19 protein-coding genes are annotated in these 22,973 nt (G+C 69.2%); 12 read left to right on the top strand and 7 right to left on the bottom strand.

The window, feature by feature from the left end:
• Positions 1 to 50: 50 nt before the first annotated feature.
• A complete protein-coding gene (locus MF607_RS19205) occupies positions 51 to 2,534 on the bottom strand; it encodes a TonB-dependent siderophore receptor (protein WP_242121774.1) in 2,484 nt (827 codons plus the stop codon).
• A 233-nt stretch (positions 2,535 to 2,767) separates the two neighbouring features.
• On the opposite strand from MF607_RS19205, the gene MF607_RS19200 reads away from it, so the two are divergent.
• Entirely contained in the window at positions 2,768 to 3,703 is a 936-nt protein-coding gene (locus MF607_RS19200; protein ID WP_242121773.1) for a LysR family transcriptional regulator, read from the top strand.
• Here the strand turns inward: MF607_RS19200 and MF607_RS19195 are convergent.
• The 6 genes from MF607_RS19195 to MF607_RS19170 are packed head-to-tail and all read right to left on the bottom strand — an operon-like array spanning position 3,654 to position 12,011.
• Entirely contained in the window at positions 3,654 to 4,763 is a 1,110-nt protein-coding gene (locus tag MF607_RS19195; RefSeq protein ID WP_242121772.1) for a nucleoside hydrolase, read from the bottom strand. The two genes, MF607_RS19200 and MF607_RS19195, sit on opposite strands and share 50 nt — an antisense overlap.
• Positions 4,760 to 6,049: a guanine deaminase gene (guaD, locus tag MF607_RS19190; protein WP_242121771.1), complete on the bottom strand. Its 1,290-nt coding sequence runs from the start codon at positions 6,047 to 6,049 to the stop codon at positions 4,760 to 4,762. Before guaD ends, MF607_RS19195 begins: the two co-directional genes overlap by 4 nt.
• Positions 6,046 to 6,969 carry a xanthine dehydrogenase accessory protein XdhC gene (gene xdhC, locus MF607_RS19185; RefSeq protein WP_242121770.1) on the bottom strand — a complete coding sequence of 308 codons (924 nt, stop codon included), beginning with the start codon at positions 6,967 to 6,969 and terminating at the stop codon, positions 6,046 to 6,048. The genes guaD and xdhC overlap by 4 nt, the downstream gene beginning before the upstream one ends.
• On the bottom strand, positions 6,966 to 9,248 hold the full coding sequence (gene xdhB, locus MF607_RS19180) for a xanthine dehydrogenase molybdopterin binding subunit (protein WP_242121769.1): 2,283 nt from the start codon (positions 9,246 to 9,248) through the stop codon (positions 6,966 to 6,968). The genes xdhC and xdhB overlap by 4 nt, the downstream gene beginning before the upstream one ends.
• On the bottom strand, positions 9,245 to 10,654 hold the full coding sequence (gene xdhA, locus MF607_RS19175) for a xanthine dehydrogenase small subunit (RefSeq protein WP_242121768.1): 1,410 nt from the start codon (positions 10,652 to 10,654) through the stop codon (positions 9,245 to 9,247). Before xdhA ends, xdhB begins: the two co-directional genes overlap by 4 nt.
• A gap of 4 nt (positions 10,655 to 10,658) precedes the next feature.
• Positions 10,659 to 12,011, bottom strand: a complete 1,353-nt coding sequence (locus tag MF607_RS19170; RefSeq protein ID WP_242121767.1) for an NCS2 family permease — start codon at positions 12,009 to 12,011, stop codon at positions 10,659 to 10,661.
• A gap of 225 nt (positions 12,012 to 12,236) precedes the next feature.
• On the opposite strand from MF607_RS19170, the gene MF607_RS19165 reads away from it, so the two are divergent.
• The 11 genes from MF607_RS19165 (at position 12,237) to uraH (ending at position 22,965) form a co-directional block, all read left to right on the top strand.
• Positions 12,237 to 13,784, top strand: coding sequence for an adenosine deaminase family protein (locus MF607_RS19165; protein WP_242121766.1), 1,548 nt, complete (start codon positions 12,237 to 12,239; stop codon positions 13,782 to 13,784).
• A 107-nt stretch (positions 13,785 to 13,891) separates the two neighbouring features.
• On the top strand, positions 13,892 to 14,056 hold the full coding sequence (locus MF607_RS19160; protein ID WP_242121765.1) for a hypothetical protein: 165 nt from the start codon (positions 13,892 to 13,894) through the stop codon (positions 14,054 to 14,056).
• Positions 14,053 to 15,402, top strand: a complete 1,350-nt coding sequence (locus tag MF607_RS19155; protein WP_242121764.1) for an AtzE family amidohydrolase — start codon at positions 14,053 to 14,055, stop codon at positions 15,400 to 15,402. Before MF607_RS19160 ends, MF607_RS19155 begins: the two co-directional genes overlap by 4 nt.
• Positions 15,399 to 16,982: a gamma-glutamyltransferase family protein gene (locus MF607_RS19150; RefSeq protein WP_242121763.1), complete on the top strand. Its 1,584-nt coding sequence runs from the start codon at positions 15,399 to 15,401 to the stop codon at positions 16,980 to 16,982. Before MF607_RS19155 ends, MF607_RS19150 begins: the two co-directional genes overlap by 4 nt.
• Positions 16,976 to 18,232: an allantoate amidohydrolase gene (locus tag MF607_RS19145; RefSeq protein WP_242121762.1), complete on the top strand. Its 1,257-nt coding sequence runs from the start codon at positions 16,976 to 16,978 to the stop codon at positions 18,230 to 18,232. The genes MF607_RS19150 and MF607_RS19145 overlap by 7 nt, the downstream gene beginning before the upstream one ends.
• 37 nt (positions 18,233 to 18,269) lie before the next feature.
• Positions 18,270 to 19,451, top strand: coding sequence for a pyridoxal-phosphate-dependent aminotransferase family protein (locus MF607_RS19140; protein ID WP_242121784.1), 1,182 nt, complete (start codon positions 18,270 to 18,272; stop codon positions 19,449 to 19,451).
• A complete protein-coding gene (gene puuE / locus MF607_RS19135; protein WP_242121761.1) occupies positions 19,448 to 20,350 on the top strand; it encodes an allantoinase PuuE in 903 nt (300 codons plus the stop codon). Before MF607_RS19140 ends, puuE begins: the two co-directional genes overlap by 4 nt.
• Positions 20,347 to 20,727, top strand: coding sequence for an oxalurate catabolism protein HpxZ (gene hpxZ / locus MF607_RS19130; RefSeq protein ID WP_242121760.1), 381 nt, complete (start codon positions 20,347 to 20,349; stop codon positions 20,725 to 20,727). Before puuE ends, hpxZ begins: the two co-directional genes overlap by 4 nt.
• Complete coding sequence (gene uraD / locus MF607_RS19125; protein ID WP_242121759.1) at positions 20,724 to 21,209, top strand: 2-oxo-4-hydroxy-4-carboxy-5-ureidoimidazoline decarboxylase; 486 nt, start codon at positions 20,724 to 20,726, stop codon at positions 21,207 to 21,209. Before hpxZ ends, uraD begins: the two co-directional genes overlap by 4 nt.
• Positions 21,206 to 22,627 carry a flavin-containing monooxygenase gene (locus MF607_RS19120; protein WP_242121758.1) on the top strand — a complete coding sequence of 474 codons (1,422 nt, stop codon included), beginning with the start codon at positions 21,206 to 21,208 and terminating at the stop codon, positions 22,625 to 22,627. The genes uraD and MF607_RS19120 overlap by 4 nt, the downstream gene beginning before the upstream one ends.
• A complete protein-coding gene (gene uraH / locus MF607_RS19115; RefSeq protein WP_242121757.1) occupies positions 22,624 to 22,965 on the top strand; it encodes a hydroxyisourate hydrolase in 342 nt (113 codons plus the stop codon). The genes MF607_RS19120 and uraH overlap by 4 nt, the downstream gene beginning before the upstream one ends.
• The last annotated feature ends 8 nt before the right edge of the window (positions 22,966 to 22,973 follow it).

Below are 22,973 nucleotides of genomic sequence, written 5' to 3'. Positions count from 1 at the left end.
ACTCCGGCGGGGCGGGGGGTGCCAGTCGCCGGCACTCCCCGCGCGCACCATCAGAATTTATAGACGGCAGAGGCGAGGAAGCTGCGCGGCCGTTCGGGGAGCACGATGGTGCTGCCGAACAATTCGGTGAAGTTGGCGCGGAAATAGCGCGCATTGGTCGCGTTCTTGACGACACCGCGGAACAGCCACGGGCCGGTCTGGTACGAGCTGGACAGGTCGACCAGCGTATAGCCCGGCAGGCGCACCGCCTGCGACTGGCCCGAAAAGACCGAGTCGACCTTCACCACGCTGCCGCTGAACGACAGGCCGTTGTCGAAGCCATAGGTGGCGGTGGCCGAATAGAGGTTGGCGGGGATGCCGGCGCGGCGCGCATCGCTGCGGCTGTTGATCGGGACGAGGCCGATCGGCTGTCCGCCCAGATGCAGCGTCGGGTCGGTGACGTTGACCAGATCCTCGATCCCGAAGAAGCTGAACAGCGTTCCCGCCTGAAGCCCGGTCAGGTTCACGACCTCGGTATGGGTATAGGCACCGGTCACGAGCAGGTGGCGATCGACCGCCCAGCGTGCTTCGGCTTCGACGCCCTTGGTCTCGACCGCCTGGTTGACGGTGATCGACTGGATGTTGAAGTCGGTCCGGTTCTGTTTGTACACCGACAGCGCGGCATAGAGGGTGTCGTTGAGCCAGCTGCCCTTCACCCCGCCTTCGTACAGGCGCGAGGTCGACATGAAGCCCGACGCGACCGCTTCGGGCAGCACCTCCGCCCCCTGTCCGACGACGATCGTCGACTGCTGCGACGCGGTCGCATAGGGGATGATGCCGAAGGGCAGCTTATACGACGCGCTGGCGGTCCACGACCAGCCATCGTCGCTGCCCTTGGCCGAATTCAGCGTCGGCACCCGGTCCATCACCGTCGCGTCGTAGCGCGACGAGGCGTCGACCTTGTCATACCGGCCGCCCAGCAGCAGATCGAGGCCGAAGGTGAAGTCGAGGTCGACCAGCGCGGCGAGACCATAGTCGGTCGTGTGGCCGAACACCCGGTCGGTATAGCCGCAATTGCATTCGTTGGCGAGTAGCCGGTTCGACGCCGGCGTATAGCCCTGCGTCAGGTCGACGCGATGGAAATATTCGAAATCGAAATCGTCGCCATAGTTGAAATTGACATAGCGGATCGACGGCGAGAACTGGCCCGAGAACTTGCCGATGCCGGTGTCGATCGACTTGGCGACGACGATCTTGTCCTCGATGACATAGGAATTGACGCGCTGCGAAAAGCCGTAATCGTTGTTGTTGATATTCTGTGTATTGTCGAAGAACAGCTGGTTCTTCAGCGTTAGCTCGCCCGGCCCGTCATAGGTGACGTCGTAATAGAGCGTCGTCTGCTTGTTGGTCAGCTTGTCCTCGGTGCCGGTCAGCACGTCGCGGCGGCTGAGCTTGGCGGTGCCGGTGTTGACGAGGTTGAGCTGCGGATAGGTCTGGGTAAAGCAGGCGTCGGTGAAGCCGCTGGCAAACGGGCTGAAGCTGCTGTTCGGGCAGGTGAAATTGCCGAAGATCGATAGGCCGCCGGGGATCGAGGCGTTGATCTCCCCCTGCGAGATCTGCCCGTCGCCATCGGTGTCGAGCGGCTTGGCGGTGCCGGTGATATAGGTGCCGTCGTCGACCAGCTGCTGGGTCAGGCGGTTCCAGCCACCATTTTGCTGCCCTTTGAAATTCTGGTACTGGCCGCCGAATTCAATGCGGATGCGGTCGGTCAGCTGATGGTCGAACGAGCCTTGCAGGATCGTCTGCTTGGTCGACATGTTGCGGTAATAGCTGCCCGAATCCTCGATCTCGGCATAAAGGCTGTAGCCGAGATCGGCGCCGAGCACGCGCACCGGGCCGCGCACCTCGGCGCGCAGATTGTTCCGGTCCCAGCTGCCGCCGGTATAGCTGACCTCCCCGCGCGGGGCGCTCAGCAGCGCGCCGCCCGCGACGCGCGCCGATTTCGGCACGAAGTTCACGTAGCCGCCGGTCTTGGACGGGCCGTAGATCGGTGAGGCGGGGCCGCGCACGATGTCGATCCGGTCGGCGGCGGCGATCGGCGTCGGATAGTTGCCGGCATTGTCGAGACGGCGGACGCCACGGAAATAGGTCTCGCCCGGCGTGCCGCGGATATCGAGCGCGCCGCCGACCCCGAAGAAGGAGTTGGTGAAGGTACCCGGCGACTGCGCGACGAGATCGTAGATTTCGGTGATGCCGAAGCGTTCGATCTGTTCGTCGCTGATCGTCGAGGCCGAGCGCGGCGTTTCCACCAGCGTCTTGTCGAAGCCGAAGACCGAGCCGACGTCCTTGACCGGCAGCGCGTTGAGCGAGCCGGTGACGACGATGTCGTTGCCGTCCTGCGCATCGGCCTCGGCCGTGGCGGCCGCTTCCTGCGCCTGCGCGGGCATGGCCAGTGCCGTTCCGCACAGCAGCGCCGCGAACAGGGCGGGGCCGGTGCGGCGACCCGGTTTCGATCGGTGCAGGTCGATGGAGTTCGAGCGCGCAAGCATCGTCATGGTCAGCCCCCCTGTGACGCCCGACCGGTTCCCCACGTCCGGGTCGTCGCTAATGTCCCCGCCTCTCCTGTTCGCAGCCGCGCCGGTGCATGTCCGTCGTCGTCACGCCAGTCCGTCCGGTGCGGCCATCGCTATGCGGCCGCCTGCCTTCTTCGACTTGGACGTTGACGTACGGGGCGCGATCGTTGCATTCAAACGCAATGATGACGACGATCCGTTGCAAAAATTAGCGCATGCCCGCGCTGTCACGGTTCATCCGCTATTTCATGGCGGTCGGGCGCCTCGGCTCGATCCGCCGGGCCGCCGATGAACTGTCGGTATCGGCATCGGCGATCGACCGACAGATACTGAATGCCGAGGCGCGACTGGGCGTGCAGCTGTTCGAACGGCTGCCGACCGGGCTCAGGCTGACGGCGGCGGGCGAGGTGATGATGGCGGCGGGCGGCCGCTGGCAGAAGCAGCTGGGCGATACGCTGTCGCAGATCGAGGATCTGCGCGGATTGAAGCGCGGCCATGTCGATATCGCGGTCATCGACGCGCTGGCAAAGGGCGTGATGCCCGCCGCGATCCATGCGATCCAGCAAAGCCATCCCGGCATCACCATGGGGGTGCATGTGCTGGGCAACGAACAGGTCCGCCGCGCGATCGCCGCGAACGACGTCGATTTCGGCATCCTGTTCGACCCGCAATCCTATCAGGACCTGACGGTGCGCGCGTTCGTCGACGTGGTGCTGGGCATCGTGTCGCCGCCCTCGCATCCGCTGGCGCGCAAGGCGGAGGTTCGGTTTTCAGATTGCGACGGCCAATCGGTGATCCTGCCCGCGGCACCGCTGGCGGTGCATCAGCAGGTCGCGGTGCTGGAGGCGACGTCGGGGGTCTCGCTCCACCGGCGGGTGACGTCGGACAATATCCAGATGATCGCGTCGCTGATCGAGGCGGGCGACAGTATCGGCATCCTGACCTCGCTCGACGTATCGACCGAGGTGCGTGCAGGCACGCTTGCCTTTACCCGGATCGTCGACAAGGTGCTGCGGCCGATGACGCTGGCGCTGTGTACCGCGACCGCGCGCACCCCGTCCTATGCCGCGGCGATGGTGCTGCGCGAGATCGAGGCGTGCTTTACCGGCTTCGCCTATCGCCCGCCCGGTGCGCCAGCAGCCGGAGCATGAGCGCCTCAAGGCCGGCGGGATCGATCGTGCGGACGATCTCGGCGCGCTGTTCGCCGATGCCGGGCTGATAGCCCGCGCTCCACGACAGCATGTCGCCGTAATTCGGGCCGAACTGGGTGTCGTAATCGACGAAGGCGGTATCGCGCGACGTGACGAGCGACGGGTCGAGCCAGATGCCGGCGGCGATTTCGTCCCAGAGCGGAAAGCCCGGTTCCATCGCGCCGATCCATGCGGCGACGGCGGGCGGCGACACGGCGCGCAACCGCGCGATCAGGGCGGGCGTCAGTTCGGTCGCGGTCGACGGGTCGGTCGGGACCACGGTGATCCGCCGCCACGGGCTGCGCGAGACGATGCTGGCCGCTTCGGGATCGAAGCGCGCATTGAATTCGCGGCGCGGCGAATGGACGAATTCGCGGGCGAACTGCGTGGCCGATACGCTGCTTAGCACCTGCCGCGGATTGAGGCTGCCGCCCATATAGACCAGTTCCTTCGCAAGGCGGGCAAAGGCGGGATCGAGCCGCTGCGCCAATGCGAGGTTGGTGAGCGGCCCCATGGCGATGATCGTCACCTGTGCCGGATGCTCGCGGACCATGCGCAGCATGAAATTGGCGGCGATCTCGGGCGAGGGGCGGGTGGTCGGGTTGCCGCCGGGCAGGTCGACGGGATCGTCGGGACCGTGATAGGGCGGGGTGCTCTGCTGGGTCGGTTCGACCCATTGCTTCATCCACGCGCCCTTCCACGTCAGCTTGCCGTACAGTGCTTCCCAACGTTCGGTCAGCACCTCGGAATTGACCAGTGGATAGGTCGCGCCCTGCACGACGGGCACGTTCCGCGCCATGCGTTCGACGCCCTTCAGCGCCATGGCGGTGGCGCGATTGGCCCAGACATTGCCGCTGACGGTGGTGATGCCCAGCACCTCGACATCGGGCGCGTCGAGCAGCATGACATGGGCGAGGCCGAAGCCTTCGTCATCGATGATGACGAGGCGTCTGGCCTGCTGCGCCTGTGCCGGCATCGTCGCCGCGAGCAATGCCAGCAGCCACAATCCTATCCGCTTCATCCGATCCCCCGATCCCAGGCGCATTCGCCCATCACATAGGTGCGGCGCACGGTGCGGTCGTCGCCCAGCACCTGCATCGCGAACAACCGCGTCGCCAGATCGGCTCCCGCCGTCCGCCGCGCCAGCAGCGGCGTCGCCGCGTCGTCGAGCAGGACGAAATCGGCCTCCTGCCCCGGCAGCAGACCGCCCACCCGGTCGGCAATGCCGAGCAGCGCCGCGCTGCCGCCGGTCGCCAGATACAGCGCGCGGAACGGGTCGAGCCGGACTTCGCGGGCGAGTGCCGCCTGATAGGCGACGCCGGCGGTGTGCAGCAACGAAAAGGACGTGCCCGCCCCGATATCGCTGCCCAGCCCGAGGCGCAGCCGGTGGGCATCGGCCTGTCCGAAATCGAAAAAGCCAGAACCGAGAAACAGGTTGGAGGTCGGGCAGACCGCGATCCCCGCGCCCGCCGCGGCAAGCCGGGCGCAGCTGCGGTCGGGCAGGTGGATGCCGTGCGCGAAGACCGAACGCGGGCCGACCAGTCCGAACCGGTCATAGACGTCGAGATAGTCGTGCGCGTGCGGGAAGCGCTCGGCCACGGCGGCGCATTCGTACTTGTTCTCCGCCAGATGGGTGTGGAGCAGCACGTCGGGATGCGCGTCGAGCAACGCGCCGGCCTGGCGAAGCTGTTCGTCGGAGGAGGTCAGCGCGAAGCGCGGCGTCACCGCATAGCCGAGCCGCCCGCGCCCGCGCCAACGGTGGATCAGTTCCTCGCTGTCGGCCCGCGCCCCCTCGGGCGTGTCGCGCAAGTCCTTCGGGCCGAGGTCCATCAGCACCTTGCCCGACACGATCCGCATTCGCCGGTCGAGCGCGGCGGCGAACAGCGCGTCGACCGATCCGGGATGGACGGTTGGGAACACCAGCGCGCTGGTGGTGCCGTTGCGCAGCAGCTCGGTCAGGAAGGCATCGGCGACACTGGCGGCATGGACCGGATCGGCGAACGCCATCTCGGCCGGGAAGATATGCCGCTCCAGCCAGTCGAGCAGCTGTTCGCCATGCGAGGCGATGCGGTCCATCTGTGGATAATGGACATGCGCGTCGACGAAGCCGGGGACGACGATGCCGGCGAGCCGCTCGACCGGCAGGCCGGCGTAGCGTGGCGCCAAGGTCGCATGGTCGCCCCGCGCGACGACCAGCCCGTCCTCGACCACCAGCAGGCCGTCGGGTTCATGCCGGATCGCCTCGGGATCGTCGCGAGGGTCGGTCGCAACCGACAGGAGTTCGGCGCGGAACAGGCGTAGGGTCATGGATGCTCGGGCGTTGAATCAAGGGTCAGAAGCTGGGAGAGCACCGACAAAGCGATGACGTCCGGCTCCTTGCCGGGAATCGTCGCCAGCCCGATCGGGCAGGTCAGCCGGGCACGCGCGTCGGCCGACACGTCCTCGCGGGTCAGGCGGGAAAGGAATCGGGCGCGCTTGGTCGCCGAGCCGATCAACCCGACATAGGCGAGCGGCGCGCGCGTCAGTGCGGCATGGGTCAGCCGATAGTCGAGACCATGGTCATGCGTCAGGATCAGCACCGCCGCGTCGGCGGGCGCATCGCCAAGGCAGGCGGGCAGGCGATCCGCGTCGACGATCGTCACGCCCGGCGTCGCCGCCAGTTCGGGACGGCTGTCGAACCAGGCGAGGCGTAGCGGCAGGCCGGCGATCCGGCGGGCGATCGCCTGTCCGACATGGCCCGCGCCGAACAGATAGACCGGCCGCTGCCACTGGCCGAGCCGCTCGGACCATGTCGTACCGGCCTCCGGGCGCTCGCCCCGCGCGGACAGCGGCACGATAGCGGCCAGCGGATCAGCGTGGCGCGCGACCTGCGTCGGATGCAGCGTGGTCGTGAGGGTCGTGGCAGCGATCCAGTCGAGCGCCGCCGGGTCGACCCGCTCGATCAACAGCCGCACCCGCCCGCCGCAGCATTGGCCGAGCAGGGGGCCGAGCGGATAATCCTGCACCCGCCATGTGCCCGGCGGATGGGCGAGGATCGCCCGCGCCTGTTCGATCGCCTGATGCTCCAGCGCGCCGCCGCCGATCGTGTCGAACGAGGCGGCATCGTCGATGACCATGCGCGTTCCCGGCCCACGCGGGGCCGAGCCTTCGGTCGCGAGGATGGTGACCAGCGCGATGCGGTCATCGGTCGCCACCCTGCGCAGCCGTTCGCGCCACGCAAAGCTCATGCGCGATGCGCGGCGATCGCGCGCAGGATCGCTTCGGGGGTCGCGGGCGCATCGAGCGGGGGGAAGGCGCGGCGGTCGGGGGTGGTGGCGGCGATCGCCTCGCCCAGCGCCGACAGCACGCATTGGGCGAGCATGAACGGCGGTTCGCCGACCGCCTTCGACCGGTGGATGGTCGGCTCGACATTCTCGCCGTCCCACAGTGCAATCGACAGCCGGTCGGGTCGGTCGGCAGCGGTCGGGATCTTGTAGGTCGCGGGCGAATGGGTCAGCAGCCGGCCGTCGTCGGCGAAGACCAGTTCCTCGGTCGTCAGCCAGCCTTGTCCCTGGACGAAGCCGCCCTCGATCTGGCCGAGGTCGATCGCGGGGTTGAGCGAGCGGCCGACATCATGGAGGATATCGACCGCCAGCACGCGGTGCTCGCCGGTCAGCGTGTCGACCACCACCTCGGCACAGGCCGCGCCGTATGCGAAATAATAGAAGGGGCGACCGCGATGCGCCGCGCGGTCATAGGCGATGTCGGGCGTGGCGTAGAAGCCGGTCGAGGACAAGGACACCCGCGCCAGATGCGCCTTGCGGCACAGGGTCGCGAAGGGGATCGTCTCCGCACCGGCGACGACGCCCGCTGGAGTGAAGCAAACGGCATCCGGTTCGCAGCCGCCGATCGAGGCGGCGACCCCCGCCAGTCGGTCGCGGATGGTGCTCGCCGCCTCGAACGCGGCCATGCCGTTCAGGTCGGCGCCGGACGATGCGGCGGTGGCGGAGGTGTTGGGGACCTTGTCGGTACGGGTCGCGGTGATGCGCACCGTGCTGGCAGGCACGGCGAACACGTCGGCGACGACCTGTGCGACCTTGATATACAGGCCCTGTCCCATTTCGGTGCCGCCATGGTTCAGCTGGATGCTGCCATCGGCATAGACATGCACCAGCGCCCCGGCCTGGTTGAGATGGGTGGTGGTGAAGCTGATCCCGAATTTCACGGGCGCGAGCGCGATCCCCTTTTTCAGCACGCGATGCCGCGTATTGAAGTCGCCGATGGCGGCGCGGCGCGCATCATAGTCGCTGTCGCGGCGCAACCGGGCGATCAGTGCGGGCGCGATATTGTCGGCGATCGTCATGCCATAGGGGGTGACGTCGCGGCCCGGCCCGTAGAGATTGGCGGTGCGGATATCGAGCGGATCGCGCCCCAGCGATGCGGCGACGACGTCGATGACCCGCTCGATCGCCAGCATTCCCTGCGGCCCACCGAACCCGCGAAAGGCGGTGGCGGAGACGGTATGGGTCTTCAGCCGTTCGGACAGGATCTCGACCGCGGGCAGCCAATAGCTGTTGTCGGCATGGAACATCGCCCGGTCGTTGATCGCCGGGGACAGGTCGACCGTCGCCCCGCAGCGCGAGGCGAGCCGCAGGATCAGGCCGAGGATATGCCCGTCGTCGTCGAAGCCGACATCATAGTCGATGGTGAAGTCGTGGCGCTTGCCGGTCAGCACCATGTCGTCGTCGCGGTCGCAGCAGAATTTGGCGGGGCGGCCGGTCTTGGCGGCGACCAAGGCGGCGGCGGCGGCGAAGGGGGCGGCCTGCGTCTCCTTGCCGCCGAACGCGCCACCCATGCGCCGGACCTCGACCGTCACGTCGGCGGAGGAGATGCCGAGCAGGTCGGCGACCAGATGCTGCACTTCGCTGGGGTGCTGGGTCGAACTGGCGAGATGGAGCTGTCCGTCCTCGCCCGGCCGGGCGAGCGCGACCTGTCCCTCCAGATAGAAATGATCCTGTCCGCCCATCGCGAAGCCGCCCGTCCGGCGATGCGGCGCGGTCCCGAGCGCAGCGGCGGCGTCGCCGCGCGCCATGCGCTGGGTCGGTTCGATCCGCGAATCGGCGTCGCGCGCATCGGCGATGGTCAGCAATGCGGGGCGGGGGGCATAGTCGATCCGGCCCAGTCGCGCCGCCCGCCGCGCCGCACCCCGACTGGTCGCGGCGACGAGGAATATCGGCTGCCCGCGATACAGCACCTCGCCATCGGCAAGCAGCCGGTCGTCATGCGCGACCGGGCTGACATCGTTATGGCCGGGAATGTCGGCGGCGGTGAAGACCGCGACGACGCCGGGCGCGGCGCGCACCGCCGACAGGTCGATGCCGGTGATCGCGGCATGGGTTTCGGTCGACTGGCCGAAGGCGAGGTGGAGCAGGTCGGCAGGCTCGGGCGCATCGTCGATGTAGCGCGCCGTGCCGGTGACGTGCAGCAGCGCGCTGTCGTGCGGCAGCGAGGGTTTGGGGGCCGTCATCGGCAAAGCTCTTGGACCGACACCGGTTCGCCCTGTTCGCGGTGCCACAGGCGCCACAACAGATTGCCCGCCGCCTGCTGGCGATAGGGGGCGCTGCCGCGCACGTCGGTAAGCGGATCGAAATCGTCGCGCAGCGCTTCGACGGCGCGGGCGATCGTTGCTTCGGTGAAGGGAGCAGCGGTCAGCGCCGCCTCGCATGCCGCGGCGCGGCGGGGGGTCGCCGCCATCCCGCCGAACGCGACGCGCGCGTCGACGATGGTGCCGTCGCGCATGGTCAGGTGGAACGCGCCGCATACCGCCGAAATGTCGCTGTCGAAGCGGCGCGACAGTTTCGCGATATGCACGATCGCGTCGGGGGCGGGGCGGGGGATGTGGACACGCTCAACGAACTCGCCGGGCGCGCGATCCTGCTTGCCATAAGCGAGGAAATAATCCTCCAGCGCCAGCGTCCGCCGCTGGTCGCCACGGCGCAGCACCAGCGACGCACCGAGCGCGATCAGTGCCGGCGGGCCGTCGCCGATCGGCGATCCATTGGCGATGTTGCCGCCGATCGTGCCGGCATTGCGGACCTGCAACCCGCCGATCCGCCGCACCAGCTCGCCAAGATCGGGATGCAGCCGGGCGAGCGCGTCATGTGCCTCGGCATAGCGTACCGCCGCGCCGAGCGTGACGCCGCTCGCATCCTCGGTGATCGTGCGCAATTCGGGGACGTCGCCGATGAATATCGGCAAATCGAGGTCGCGCAGCCCCTTCGTCACCCATAGCCCGACATCGGTCGCTCCGGCGATCAGCCGGGCATGCGGGTGCTTGATCAGCAATGCCGCCAGTTCGTCGGCCGAGCGCGGCGCGAACCAGCCCTGCGCCTTGTCGGATGCGTCGCTTGCCCGCAGCTCGCGCAGCGCGGTCGCCGTCCGCCGGTCGTCGCGCTCGATCCGCGACACCTGCTCCGCCGCGTCGAGGATCGGGCCATAGCCGGTGCAGCGGCACAGATTGCCCGCGATCACGTCGGCGACGGGCAGGTCATGGCCCGCCGCCCCCACAGCCCGGCCATAGAGCGACATGACGAAGCCCGGTGTACAGAAGCCGCATTGCGAGCTGCCGTTGCGCGCCATGCACGTCTGCAGCGGGGTCGGCGCGCCGCCCTGCGACAGGCTTTCGACGGTCAGCACCGCCTTGCCGTCGATCATCGGCAGGAACAGGATGCAGGCATTGACCGCGCGCCAGGCGATGCCGTCGCCTTCGGCGTCGCCGACCAGCACGGTACAGGCGCCGCAATCCCCCTCGGCACAGCCTTCCTTGGTGCCGGTGCGGCGCAGGCGATAGCGCAGGTGATCGAGCAGCGTCGCGGTCGGGGCGGCGTCGGCGACCTCTACGACCGCATCGTCGAGCAGGAAACGGATCGTCATGGCCTCACGCCGCCCCCATCCAGGCGAAGCGGGCGATGAACAGCGCGGCGAGCAGGAACAGGAACCAGTCGGCGCGCGTCGCCTGTCCGCGCATCGCCTTCAGCACGGCATGGGCGGTGATGCCGAAGGCGAGGCCATTGGCGATCGAGAAGGTCAGCGGGATCAGCGCGACGGTGAGGAATGCCGGGATCGCCGCCAGCGGATCGTCCCACTGCACCTCGACCAGCGGCAGCAGCATCAGCCCGCCGACGACGATCAGCGCCGGGGCGGTCGCGGCCAGCGGCACCAGCTGCGCATAGGGGGCGACGAACATGGTCAACAGGAACAGAAGGCCGGTGACGATCGCGGTCAGCCCGGTGCGCCCGCCCGCCTGCACGCCCGCCGCGCTCTCGACATAGCTGGTGACGGTGCTGGTCCCCGCCACCGCGCCGACCATGGTCGCGACGGCATCGGTCAGCAGGATGCGGTTCAGCCGGGGAATGCGGCCGGCGGCGTCGATCAGCCCGGCGCGCTTGGTCACCGCGACCAGCGTGCCGATATTGTCGAACAGGTCGACGAACAGGAACACGAACAGGATTTCGAACAGGCCGAGGCCATGCCGCCCGCCCGCGCCGAACACGCCGGGCAGGTCGATACGGAACGCGGTCTGCGTCAACATCGTCAGGCTATAGGGTTCGGGGGTCATCGTGACCTGTCCGGTCAGCCATGCGACGATGGTCGTGGCGACGATCCCGATCAGCATCGCGCCGCGCACGTTCCAGATGCTCAGTCCCGCGATCAGCAACAGCCCGAGCAGCGCCAGCGCGGCGCCCGGCGCGGTCAGCGGACCCAGCGCGACCAGCGTGGCGGGGCTGGCGACGACGATCCCGGCATTGCGCAGGCCGATAAAGCCGATGAACAGCCCGATCCCGCCCGCCACCGCCGCGAACAGATGCGGCGGGATCACCGACACGATCAACTGCCGCACCCCGGTCAGCGTCAGGATCAGGAAACACACGCCGGAGATGAACACGCAGCCGAGCGCCACCGGCCACGGAATGCCCATCTGCTGCACGACGGTGAAGCTGAAATAGGCGTTGAGCCCCATGCCGGGCGCCAGCGCCAGCGGCACATTGGCGACCAGCCCCATCAGGATCGAGGCGAAGGCGGCGGCGAAGCAGGTGGCGGCGGCGACCGCCGCGACCGGCATGCCGGCCTGCCCCAGGATCGCGGGGTTGACCAGCACGATATAGGCCATGGTCAGGAAGGTGGTGACACCGCCGAGGATCTCGGTCCGTGCCGACGTGCCGCGCTCGGTCAGCTGGAACCGGCGCTCCAGCATCGTCGTCGCCGGTCGTGCCGATATCGTATCTGTCATGCCGTCCCCCGGAACCCGCCCTGCCACCGTCATGCCAGCAGCCATGCGCGCGATCTACAGCAATGAACGGCATTCCGTGTTGCAAAAAAGAGCGCGGGTTGCCTGCACGGTTTCCGGCAACGCGACGTGCCGGATATTGCGATGGGCGTGGGCAGGCACCGTCCCTAGACCATCGGCCGAGGGCGTCGGCGCCGTAGGGCGCGACCGGCTTGAAGGGGGACAGCGATGCACGACCGTTGCAGCAACGGCCGCGCCGCCATGCGTGCGAGCGTGGCGGGATTGATCTTGACGCTGGCGGCGGCGTTGCTGGGCGGTGCCGCACCGCCGCCTGCGCCGCCGACCCCCGAAGCGCGAACGGCGTCGTATCTCGACGCGATCGCCGACAGTCCGCCGCGGCTGCGCATGTTCCTGCAAGCCATGCCCAAGGGCGCCGACCTGCACAACCATGCCGGCGGCGCGGTCTATGCTGAGGATATCCTTGCCTGGGCGGCGGCGGACGGGCTGTGCCTGTCGATCGATCCGCCGGGGCTGGCGCCGCCGCCGTGCGACGCGCCGGGACGGGTCGCGGCGGCCGAACTGACGCGCGACTATCGACGCTATGCGGGCTTCATCGATGCCTTTTCGACGCGCGGGTTCGAGGCCGGGACCGGCGATCCGCGCGTGTCGGGCTATGATCGGTTCTTCGCGACGTTCGACGCCTTCTGGCCGATCGCGGCACGCCATGCGGGCAAGGTGTTGGCGCTGACCCGGCAGCAGGCGGCGGCCGATGGCGTATCCTATGCCGAACTCAGCACCGGGGCCGGCATGACGCCGGAACTGGCGAAGGTCGCCGAGGGCGATGTCGGCGATCTGGCGGCGCTCTATGCGCGGATCGCCCCCGAACTGCCGGCCGCGGTACAGGCGATGCGCGCGAAATATGACCGCTACGATGCCGAGATGGCGACGATCGACGGCTGCGCCACCCCCGCGCCCAAGCCGGCCTGCGCGACCGAGATCCGATACCAGATCGCCGCGATCCGCACCCGGCCACCGGCGCAGGTCTTCGCCGAACTGGCACTGGGCTTCGCGCTGGTCGGGGCCGATCCGCGCTTCGTCGGCGTCAACATCGTCGCGCCCGAACATGATCCGGTGGCGTTGCGGGATTATGGGTTGCACATGCGGATGTTCAACTTTCTGAAGGAACGCTTTCCCGCCGTGCCGCTGTCGCTGCATGCGGGCGAACTGACGCTCGGGCTGGTGCCGCCGCGCGAGCTGGCGTTCCATATCCGCGATGCGGTGGCGGTCGCCGGGGCGCGCCGCATCGGGCATGGCATCGACATCTCCTACGAGACCGATGCCCGCGCGCTGCTGGCGAAGATGGCGCGCGAGCGGGTGGCGGTCGAGATCAACTTGACCAGCAACGCCGTCATCCTAGGGGTGAAGGGCCGCGACCATCCGTTGTCGCTGTATCGGCAAGCGGGGGTGCCGGTCGTGCTGTCGACCGATGACGAAGGCGTCGCGCGCAGCGACATGACCAACGAATATCTGCGCGCGGTGACCGAACAGCGCCTGCGCTACCGCGATCTGAAGCAGATCGCGCGCGATTCGCTGCACTATGCGTTCCTGCCCGGCGCCAGCATCTGGCAGGACCGCGCCGGCGGTCCGCGCATCGCCGCGTGTCGCGTGCTCGACGCCGCCGCGTGCCGTGCCTTCCTGACCGGCAACGACAAGGCCCGGCTCGAAGCCCGGCTCGAGCACGACTTCGCCACGTTCGAGCGGCAACGGTTCGACTGATCGGGAGTGCGCGAAAAATGCGTTCGCTCGAAGCGCAATATTGCGCTTCTGCCGCATGGTTCGGAGGCGCTACCCAATTCGCGCAGTGCGAGCGGGGAGACGACGGCATGACGCAGGCGACGGAAGACGAACGGCGGCTCGTGATGCTGCTGGCCGATCGCCTCGCGCTGACCGTGCCGGCGGCAGCGGTCGCGGGCGTGGTCGCCAACCAGCGGTTGCTGGCGCGCCATCACGAGGCGGTGCGCGCCGCGCTGACCGAGGATGCGCGATGACCCTGTCGGCGACCGCCATCGCCGCCGATGTTCGCGCCGGATGCCGTTCGGCACGCGCGATCGCGGTCGAGACGATCGATCGCATCGCGGCGCAAGCTTCGCTCAACGCCGCTACCCGGTTGTTGCGCGACCGGGCGCTGGCCGATGCCGCACGGGTCGATGCGGCGGTTGCCGCCGGGCGCGATCCCGGCCCGCTGGCCGGGGTGCCCTTTGCGGTCAAGGACCTGTTCGACGTGGCGGGCGAAGCGACCACCGCCGGGGCGCGGCAACTGGCGGATGCGCCACCCGCGCCGCGCGATGCCGAAGTCGTGGCGCGGCTGTGTGCGGCGGGCGCAGTGCTGGTCGCGACGACCAACATGGACGAATTCGCCTATGGCTTTTCGACCGAGAACGCGCATTACGGCACCACCCGCAACCCGCATGATCCCGACCGATTGGCGGGCGGATCGTCGGGCGGGTCGGCGGCGCTGGTCGGGGCAGGGCTGGTGCCGCTGGCGCTGGGATCGGATACCAACGGATCGATCCGCGTGCCGGCCAGCCTGTGCGGCATTTATGGATTGCGGCCGAGCTTCGGCGTGGTGCCGGTCGCCGGGACCTATCCCTTTGTCGAGCGGCTCGACACGGTGGGCTGCTTCGCCCGGTCGGGCGAGGACATGGCGATCGCCCATGCGGTGATGACCGGCGCCCCGCTGTCGCCGGGTGGTAGCGCCATCGTGCGGGTGGCACCGCTTGGCGGATGGTTCGCCGAGCGCGCCGAGGACGCGGTGCTGACCGGGATCGATCGCATTGCCGCGCATCTGGATGCCGGGCCACCGGTCGTGCTGCGCTGGGCGGCGGCGGCGCGATCGGCCGGATTCATGCTGACGGGGGCCGAGGGCGGGCATCGCCATCTGCCCGCGCTGCGCCGCGACGCGATGGCGTTCGATGCCGGAACGCGCGACCGGTTGATCGCCGGGGCGTTGCAGCCGGTCGCGGCAGTGCGCGAGGCGGAGGCGGTCGCCGAACGCTTCACCGACGAATTGCTGGGCGCGTTGGCGACGCACGATCTGTTGCTGGCCCCGGCGACGCCGATGGCCGCGCCGCGGATCGATGCGACGACGATCGTGATCGACGGCCAGTCGCTGTCGGCGCGCGCCGACCTGGGCCTGCATACCCAGCCCCTCAGCCTTGCCGGGGTGCCGATCCTGTCGGTACCGCTGGCGCAGGCGGCGGGCGCGATGCCGATCGGCGTACAGCTGATCGCCGCGCCGGGGCGTGAGGCGCTGTTGTTCGAGACGGCGGCGGCACTGGCGGCGGCGGGGCTGGTCGCCTGTCCGGTCGCGCCGATAGCGGCGGTGGCGGCATGACGCGCGCGACGCCCCGTGCGTTGCGCGGCATGGTCACCGCGCCGCATCACCTTGCGGCACAGGCGGGGCGCGACGTGCTGGCCGATGGCGGTTCGGCGGTGGAGGCGGCGGTGGCGACCGCCGCCTGCCTCGCCGTGGTCTATCCGCACATGACCGGGATCGGCGGCGACGGTTTCTGGCTGGTCGCCGAACCCGATGGCGGCCACTGGGCGATCGATGGCTGCGGCGCGGCGGCGATGGCGGCCGATCCCGGCCTGTACCGCGACCATGCGACGATCCCGTGGCGCGGGGCGCTGGCGGCGAATACGGTCGCGGGCACCGTTGGCGGATGGCAGGCGGCATTGACGCGGAGTGGATCGACGCTGCCGCTCGACCGGTTGCTACGCGACGCGATCCATCATGGCCGGAGCGGCGTGGTCGTCACCGCCGGCGGGGCGCAGGTCGCCGCCACCGTCTCGGCCGCGTTGCGCGACCTGCCCGGCGACTATGCCCGCATCTTCGAACCCGAAGGGCGCCCGCTGGTCGAAGGCGATGTCCTGCGACAGCCGGCGCCGGCGACGACGCTGGAGCGACTGGCAGCGGACGGGCTGGACGGTTTCTATCGCGGCGCGCTGGCGCAGGCGATCGCCGACGATCTTGCGCGGCTCGGCAGTCCGGTCGCGGCGGGCGACCTCGCCGCCTTTGCCGCGCGACCGGTCGACCCGCTGGCCGTCACGATCGCCGGGGCGCGCCTGTTCAACCTGCCGCCGCCGACACAGGGGGTCGCTTCGCTGCTGATCCTCGCGCTGTTCGACCGGCTCGGCGCCGCGACCTGTAACGGGTTCGACCATGTCCACCATCTGGTCGAGGCCACCAAGCAGGCGTTCCGCTGGCGCGACGTGCATGTCGGCGATCCGGCGACGATGACGCAGGATGCGCAGGCGCTGCTCGACGATGCCGCCGCGCTCGACGATATGGCAGCTGCCGTCGATCCGGCGCGCGCCGCGCCATGGCCACATCCGCCGGCGCTGGGCGACACGACGTGGTTCGGCGCGGCCGATGCGCGCGGGCAGGTCGTCAGCTGTATCCAGAGCACCTATTTCGAATTCGGATCGGGCATCGTCCTGCCGCAGACCGGGATCACCTGGCAGAATCGCGGCTGTTCGTTCGCGCTTGGCGGCGAGGGCCCCAACCGGCTGCGGCCCGGGGCGCGGCCGTTCCATACGCTCAACCCCGCGCTCGCCCGCTTCGACGATGGTCGGGTCATGGCCTATGGTACCATGGGCGGCGAGGGGCAGCCACAGACGCAGGCGGCGATCTTCACGCGCCATGCGCGGTTCGGGCAGCCCTTGCAGGCGGCGGTGGATGGCCCGCGCTGGCTGCTCGGGCGGACCTGGGGCGATCAGAGTACGACGCTGAAGATCGAGGACGGGTTCGATCCGGCACTGTACGCGCAACTGGAAGCGGCCGGCCATGCGGTCGAACGGGTGGCGGCATGGTCGTCGACGATGGGCCATGCCGGGGCGATCGTCCGGCATCCCGACGGCGTGATCGAAGGCGCTGCCGATCCGCGCAGCGACGGGATGGTGGCGACATGGTGAGCGCGACCGCATCGGGCGCACGCGCGGCGGCGCGCTGCATCGAATTGTCGCGCGCGCCCTATAGCGACCGGCCGGACCGGCTGTTCCGCGGGTGGCTGACCCCGGCCTATCGCGCCACGATCGAACGCGTCGGCGCGTGGATGGAAGACGCGGGGATGACCGTGCGCCGCGACGCCGCGATCAACCTGATCGGCCGGTACGAGGGCGCGACGCCCGCTGCGCCCGCTTTGGTCATCGGCAGCCATCTCGACAGCGTGCGCGACGGCGGCGCCTATGACGGGCCGCTGGGGGTGATGCTCGGCATCGAATGCGTCGCGGCGCTCCATGCCGAGGGACGTCGCCTGCCCTTCGCGATCGAGGTGATCGGCTTTGGCGACGAGGAGGGATCGCGCTTTCCCGCCGCGATGCTCGGCAGTCGCGCGGTCGCGGGCACGCTGGCTCCGCAGGCAGCGGACATGGCCGACGCGGAGGGTGTAAGCGTCGATGCCGCGCTCCGCGATTTCGGTAGCGACGCCGCGTCGCTCGCCAGCGCCGCCCGTATGCCTGGCACCATGCTCGCCTATCTGGAAGCGCATATCGAACAGGGGCCGGTGCTGGAGGCGGAGGGGCTGGCGCTCGGCACCGTCACCGGCATCGCCGCGCAGCTGCGGCTCGAAGCGACGGTGACCGGCGTCGCCGGCCATGCCGGCACGGTGACCATGCCGCTGCGCCGCGATGCGCTGGCCGCCGCCGCGCGGATGGTGGCGGCGGTCGAGGATATCGCCGTGGCTGCCGCGTCCGATCTGGTCGCGACGGTCGGCCGGATCGAGGTCGCGCCGGGTGCCGCCAATGTGATTGCCGGCGACGTACGCTTCACCGTCGATATCCGCGCCGGCGCCACCGACCGCCGCGACCGCGCCGCCGCTGCGATCCGCGCGGCGATGGATGGCATTGCCGCCGAGCGCGGCGTCGTGCTCGACGTCGCGACGATCCACGACCTGCCGCCCTGTCCGTGCGACCCCCGGCTGATGGACCTGCTCGACGCGGCGATCGTCGCCACCGGGCAGCCGTCGCGGCGGCTGATGTCGGGGGCGGGGCATGACGCGATGGCGATGGTCGCGCTCGGCCCGGTGGCGATGCTGTTCGTGCGCTGTGCCGGCGGGATCAGCCACCATCCGGCCGAGCATGTCGATCCGGCCGACGCCGATGCCGCCTTTGCCGCGATGTGCGGATTCATCGATCGATTGGGAGAGCAAGTGCGTGACGCCTGACCTGTTCGGGGAGATCGATCCGCCGCAGCGGCTGTTGATGGGGCCGGGGCCGGTCAACGCCCATCCGCGCGTGCTGCGCGCGATGAGCGCCGACCTGCTCGGCCAGTTCGACCCGGAAATGACCGGCTATATGAACCAGGTGATGGCACTGTACCGGCCGGTGTTCGGGACGGACAATCACTGGACCTTCCTGATCGACGGCACCGCGCGCGCGGCGATCGAGGCGTCGCTCGTGTCGATTCTGGCGCCCGGCGACCGGTTGCTTGTGATCGATTTCGGCCGCTTCGGGTTGCTGTTGCAGGAGATTGGCGAGCGGATCGGCGCAAAGGTCGAGCGGCTGTCGGTGCCGTGGGGGGAGACGGTACCGATCGACGCCATCGCCGATGCGATCGCGCGCACCGAGCCGATGGTAGTCGCCTGCGTCCATGGCGATACCTCGACCACCATGGCGCAGCCGCTCGACGGGGTGGGGGCGCTGGTCCGGGCGGCGGGGGCGTATCTCTATGTCGATGCGACCGCGACGATCGGCGGGATGGAGATCGCCACCGATCGCTGGGGCGCGGATATCGTCACCGGGGGCCTGCAGAAATGTCTGGGCGGGCCGTCGGGGTCGGCGCCGATCACCGTCTCGCCGCGCGCTGCCGAGCATATCCTCGGTCGGCGTCATGTCGAAAGGGGCATTCGCCGCGACGACCTGTCCGATGCCGGGGGCGTGCGGATCGGCACCAACTATTTCGATCTGGCGATGATCATGGATTACTGGTCGGAGAAGCGGCTGAACCACCATACCGAGGCGACGACGATGCTGTACGGCGCGCGCGAATGCGCCCGCGTCGCGCTGAGCGAGGGGTTGCCGGCGCGGTTCGCGCGCCATGCGGCGGCGGGGCGGGCGGTGGTCGCGGGGGCGCGGGCGCTGGGGCTGGAGGTGTTCGGCGACGATCGCTTCCGCATGACCAACGTCACCGGCATCGTCATCCCGCCCGGCGTCGATGGCGAGCGGGTCCGGGCGCGGATGCGCGAGGATTTTGAGATCGAGATCGGCACCGCCTTCGGCCCGCTGCAGGGCAAGGTCTGGCGGATCGGCGCGATGGGCTACAACGCCATGAAGCATAAGGTGCTGCTGACGCTGGCGGCGCTGGAGGCGGTGTTGCGCGCCGAGGGGCTGGCGCTGCCGCCCGGGGCCGGGGTCGATGCCGCGCTCGAAAGCTATGCCGCATGAGCGCGGCGCGCGACCTGATCGGATATGGCGCGACGCCGCCCGATCCGCGCTGGCCGGGCGGGGCGCGCGTCGCTGTCCAATTCGTCGTCAATGTCGAGGAGGGCGCCGAGAACAGTGTCCTCAACGGCGATGCCGGATCGGAGGCGTTCCTGTCGGAAATGGTCGGCGCGGCCAGCCATCCCGCGCGCGCGATGGCGATGGAAAGCCTGTACGAATATGGCGCGCGCGCCGGTTTCTGGCGGCTGCACCGGCTGTTCGCCGAGCGACAGGTGCCGGTGACGGCCTTTGCGGTGGCGACCGCCATGGCCGCCAATTCGGCCAGCGTCGACGCGATGCTGTCCGCCAATTGGGAGATCGCCAGCCATGGCTATCGCTGGATCGATTACCAATACGTCCCCCCCGAGGTAGAGCGCACGCATATCGCCGAGGCGATCGCGCTCCATACGCGCCTGACCGGCGCGCGCCCGCTGGGCTGGTATCAGGGGCGGACCTCGCCCGCGACCGCCGCGCTGGTCGCGGCGGAGGGCGGGTTCGTCTACGACGCCGACAGCTATGCCGACGACCTGCCCTATTGGGATCGTCGCCATGCCGAAGCGAATGGCGGGCGGGCGCAGCTGATCGTGCCCTATACGCTCGACGCCAACGACATGAAGTTCGTCGCCTATAACGGCTTTGCCGATGGCGAGCCGTTCTTCCGCTATCTGCGCGATAGCTTCGAACAGTTGCGCGCCGAGGGCGGGCGGATGATGTCGGTCGGGCTTCACGGGCGTATCGCCGGGCGTCCCGGTCGGGCTGCGGCGCTGGCCCGCTTCGTCGACCATGTGATCGCCAGCGGCGATGCGTGGATCGCGCGCCGCATCGATATCGCCCGACATTGGCAACAGGTGCATCCGGCATGACGATCGACGATCCGCAGGTGGTGGCCGAGGTGACGGCGGCCTTCCATGCCTACGAAGCCGCCCTGATGGCCGATGACGTGCCGGCGATGGACCGGCTGTTCCACGATCATCCGAGCACCATCCGCTATGGCGTGGGCGAGGTGCTGTACGGCGCGGAGGCCATTCGAGCCTTCCGCAAGGGGCGCGGCGGATCGCCGCAACGCCGGCTCGGCACGGTCGCGATCCACGCTTTCGGCCGCGACTTCGCCACCGCCAATGCGGAGTTCTTCCGCGAGGGGGACGCGCGGCGCGGGCGGCAGAGCCAGAGCTGGGTGCGTTTTGCCGATGGCTGGAAGGTCGTCGCCGCGCATGTCTCGATCGAGGGGACCGGATCGTGACCGATTTCAACGCGTTGTCGGACCGGGATTTCGTCACGCGCTACGCCAGCGTGGTCGAGCATTCGCCATGGGTGGTCGAGCGGGCGGCGGCGCGCCGGCCGTTCGACGATCTGGCCGAGGGCATCCTTGCGGTCCTGGCCGATGCGACGCCCGAGGAACGGCTGTCGGTGATCCGCGCGCATCCCGAACTGGCCGGGCGCGCGGCGATCGCGGGCACGCTGACCGCCGCATCGCAGAGCGAACAGGCATCGGCCGGACTGGACCGGATGACGCCCGAGGCGTTCGAACGCTTCCACAGCCTCAACGCCGCCTATCGCGAGCGGTTCGGCTTTCCCTTCGTCATCTGCGTCCGGCGGACCGACCGCGCGGGGATATTGCGGGCGATGGCGGACCGGCTGACCAACGATGCCGAGACCGAGGTGGCGACCGCGATCGACGAAATCGGCCATATCGTCCGCCTGCGACTGGAGACGCTGCCATGACCCGACCCATCGGCCTTGCCGCGCTGGCGGAACAGGTCGCGACCGACCTCGAACGGCTTGCCTTTGGCGGCCCGGCATGGACCATGGCGCAAACGAGCACGGACGGTCATGTCCATGACGTCGTCATCGTCGGCGGCGGGCAGAGCGGGCTGGGCGCGGCATTCGGGCTGCTGCGCGAGCGGGTGTCCGACATCCTCGTGCTCGACGAGAATCCGGTGGGCTATGAAGGGCCATGGGACACCTATGCGCGGATGATGACGCTGCGCACGCCCAAGCATCTGACCGCGATCGACATGGGCATCCCGTCGCTGACCTTCCGCGCCTATTGGGAAGCGCAGCATGGTGCCGCGGGCTGGGACGCGCTCGACAAGATCCCGCGCCGCGACTGGATGGCGTATCTGCGCTGGTATCGCGCGGTGCTGAAGCTGCCGGTGCGCAACGAGGCGCGGGTCACGCTGGTCGAACCGCTGGGTGGGCGGTTCCGCATCCATCTGGCGGAGGGCGCGCCGCTCCTCGCGCGCAAGGTGGTGCTGGCGACCGGGATTCAGGGCGGGGGGCATTGGCATGTCCCGCCGCTGGTGCGCGACCGGCTGCCGGCGCACCGTTATGCGCATACTTCGGCGGCGATCGACTATGCCGCGCTGGGCGGCAAACGGATCGCGCTGCTGGGGGCGGGGGCGTCGGCGTTCGACAATGCCCATGCCGCGCTGTCGGCCGGGGTGGGGGAGGCGCATGTCTTCGTCCGCCGCCCGGCGCTGCCGCGCGTCAACCCGATCCGGCATATGGAGCGCAGCGGCATCATCGGCCGCTTTCCCGCGCTCGACGATGCCGCCAAATACCGGATGATGGCCGCGTTCTTCGATCGCAGCCAGCCACCGACCAACGACACGTTCGACCGGGCATCGGCACTGCCCGGCTTTCACCTGCATCTCGGTACGCCATGGCTCGACGTCGCCGAGACCGATGGCGGTGTCGCGATCACCACGCCGCACGGGACCGAGACGTTCGATTTTCTGGTCCTGTCGACCGGCCTCGTCACCGATCCGGCACTGCGGCCCGAACTGACGCTGGTCGCCGACGATATCGCCCGCTGGTCGGATCGGTATCGTCCGGCGGCAGGGGCCAATCCGCTGATCGATGCGCATCCCTATCTGGGGCCGAATTTCCAGTTCCTGCCGCGCGATCCCGACGCGTCGGCGAAGCTGCACGGGCTGTTCGCGTTCAACTATTCGGGGCTGATCAGCCTCGGCCTGTCGGCATCGGCGCTGTCAGGGCTGCGCCATGCGCTGCCGCGCCTGGTGGCGGGGGTGGCGGATCAACTGTTCCTCGACGATCGCGATGCGATGATCGCCGCCTATCTCGATTATGACGAACCCGAATTCGTCGGCACCTGGCCGCGCGGCGAGGCGGCGGCATGAGCGCGACGCTGTCGACGCATGTGCTCGACACCGCGCATGGCCGTCCGGCGGCGGGGATCGCGGTCACGCTGCTCGATGACCGGGGCGTGCCGTTGTTCACCGGCGTGACCAATGGCGATGGCCGCTGTCCCGAGCTTGCCGCGCTGCGCCTGTCGCCGGGGCGCCATGCGCTGTGCTTCGCGGTCGCCGACTATTTCCGCAGCGTCGGAGTGACGCTGGCCGATCCGCCGTTCCTCGACCGGGTGACGATCGATTTCGGCATTGCCGGGGACGGCGGCCATTATCACGTGCCGTTGCTGGTTTCCCCCTACAGCTATTCGACCTACCGGGGCAGCTAATCCTGTTT

This window comes from Sphingomonas lacusdianchii, from assembly GCF_022664395.1.
GTDB classification, from domain to species: domain Bacteria; phylum Pseudomonadota; class Alphaproteobacteria; order Sphingomonadales; family Sphingomonadaceae; genus Sphingomonas; species Sphingomonas lacusdianchii.
The sequence above is the reverse complement of the archived record's forward strand: the minus strand, read 5'-3'. Positions and strand labels throughout refer to the sequence as shown.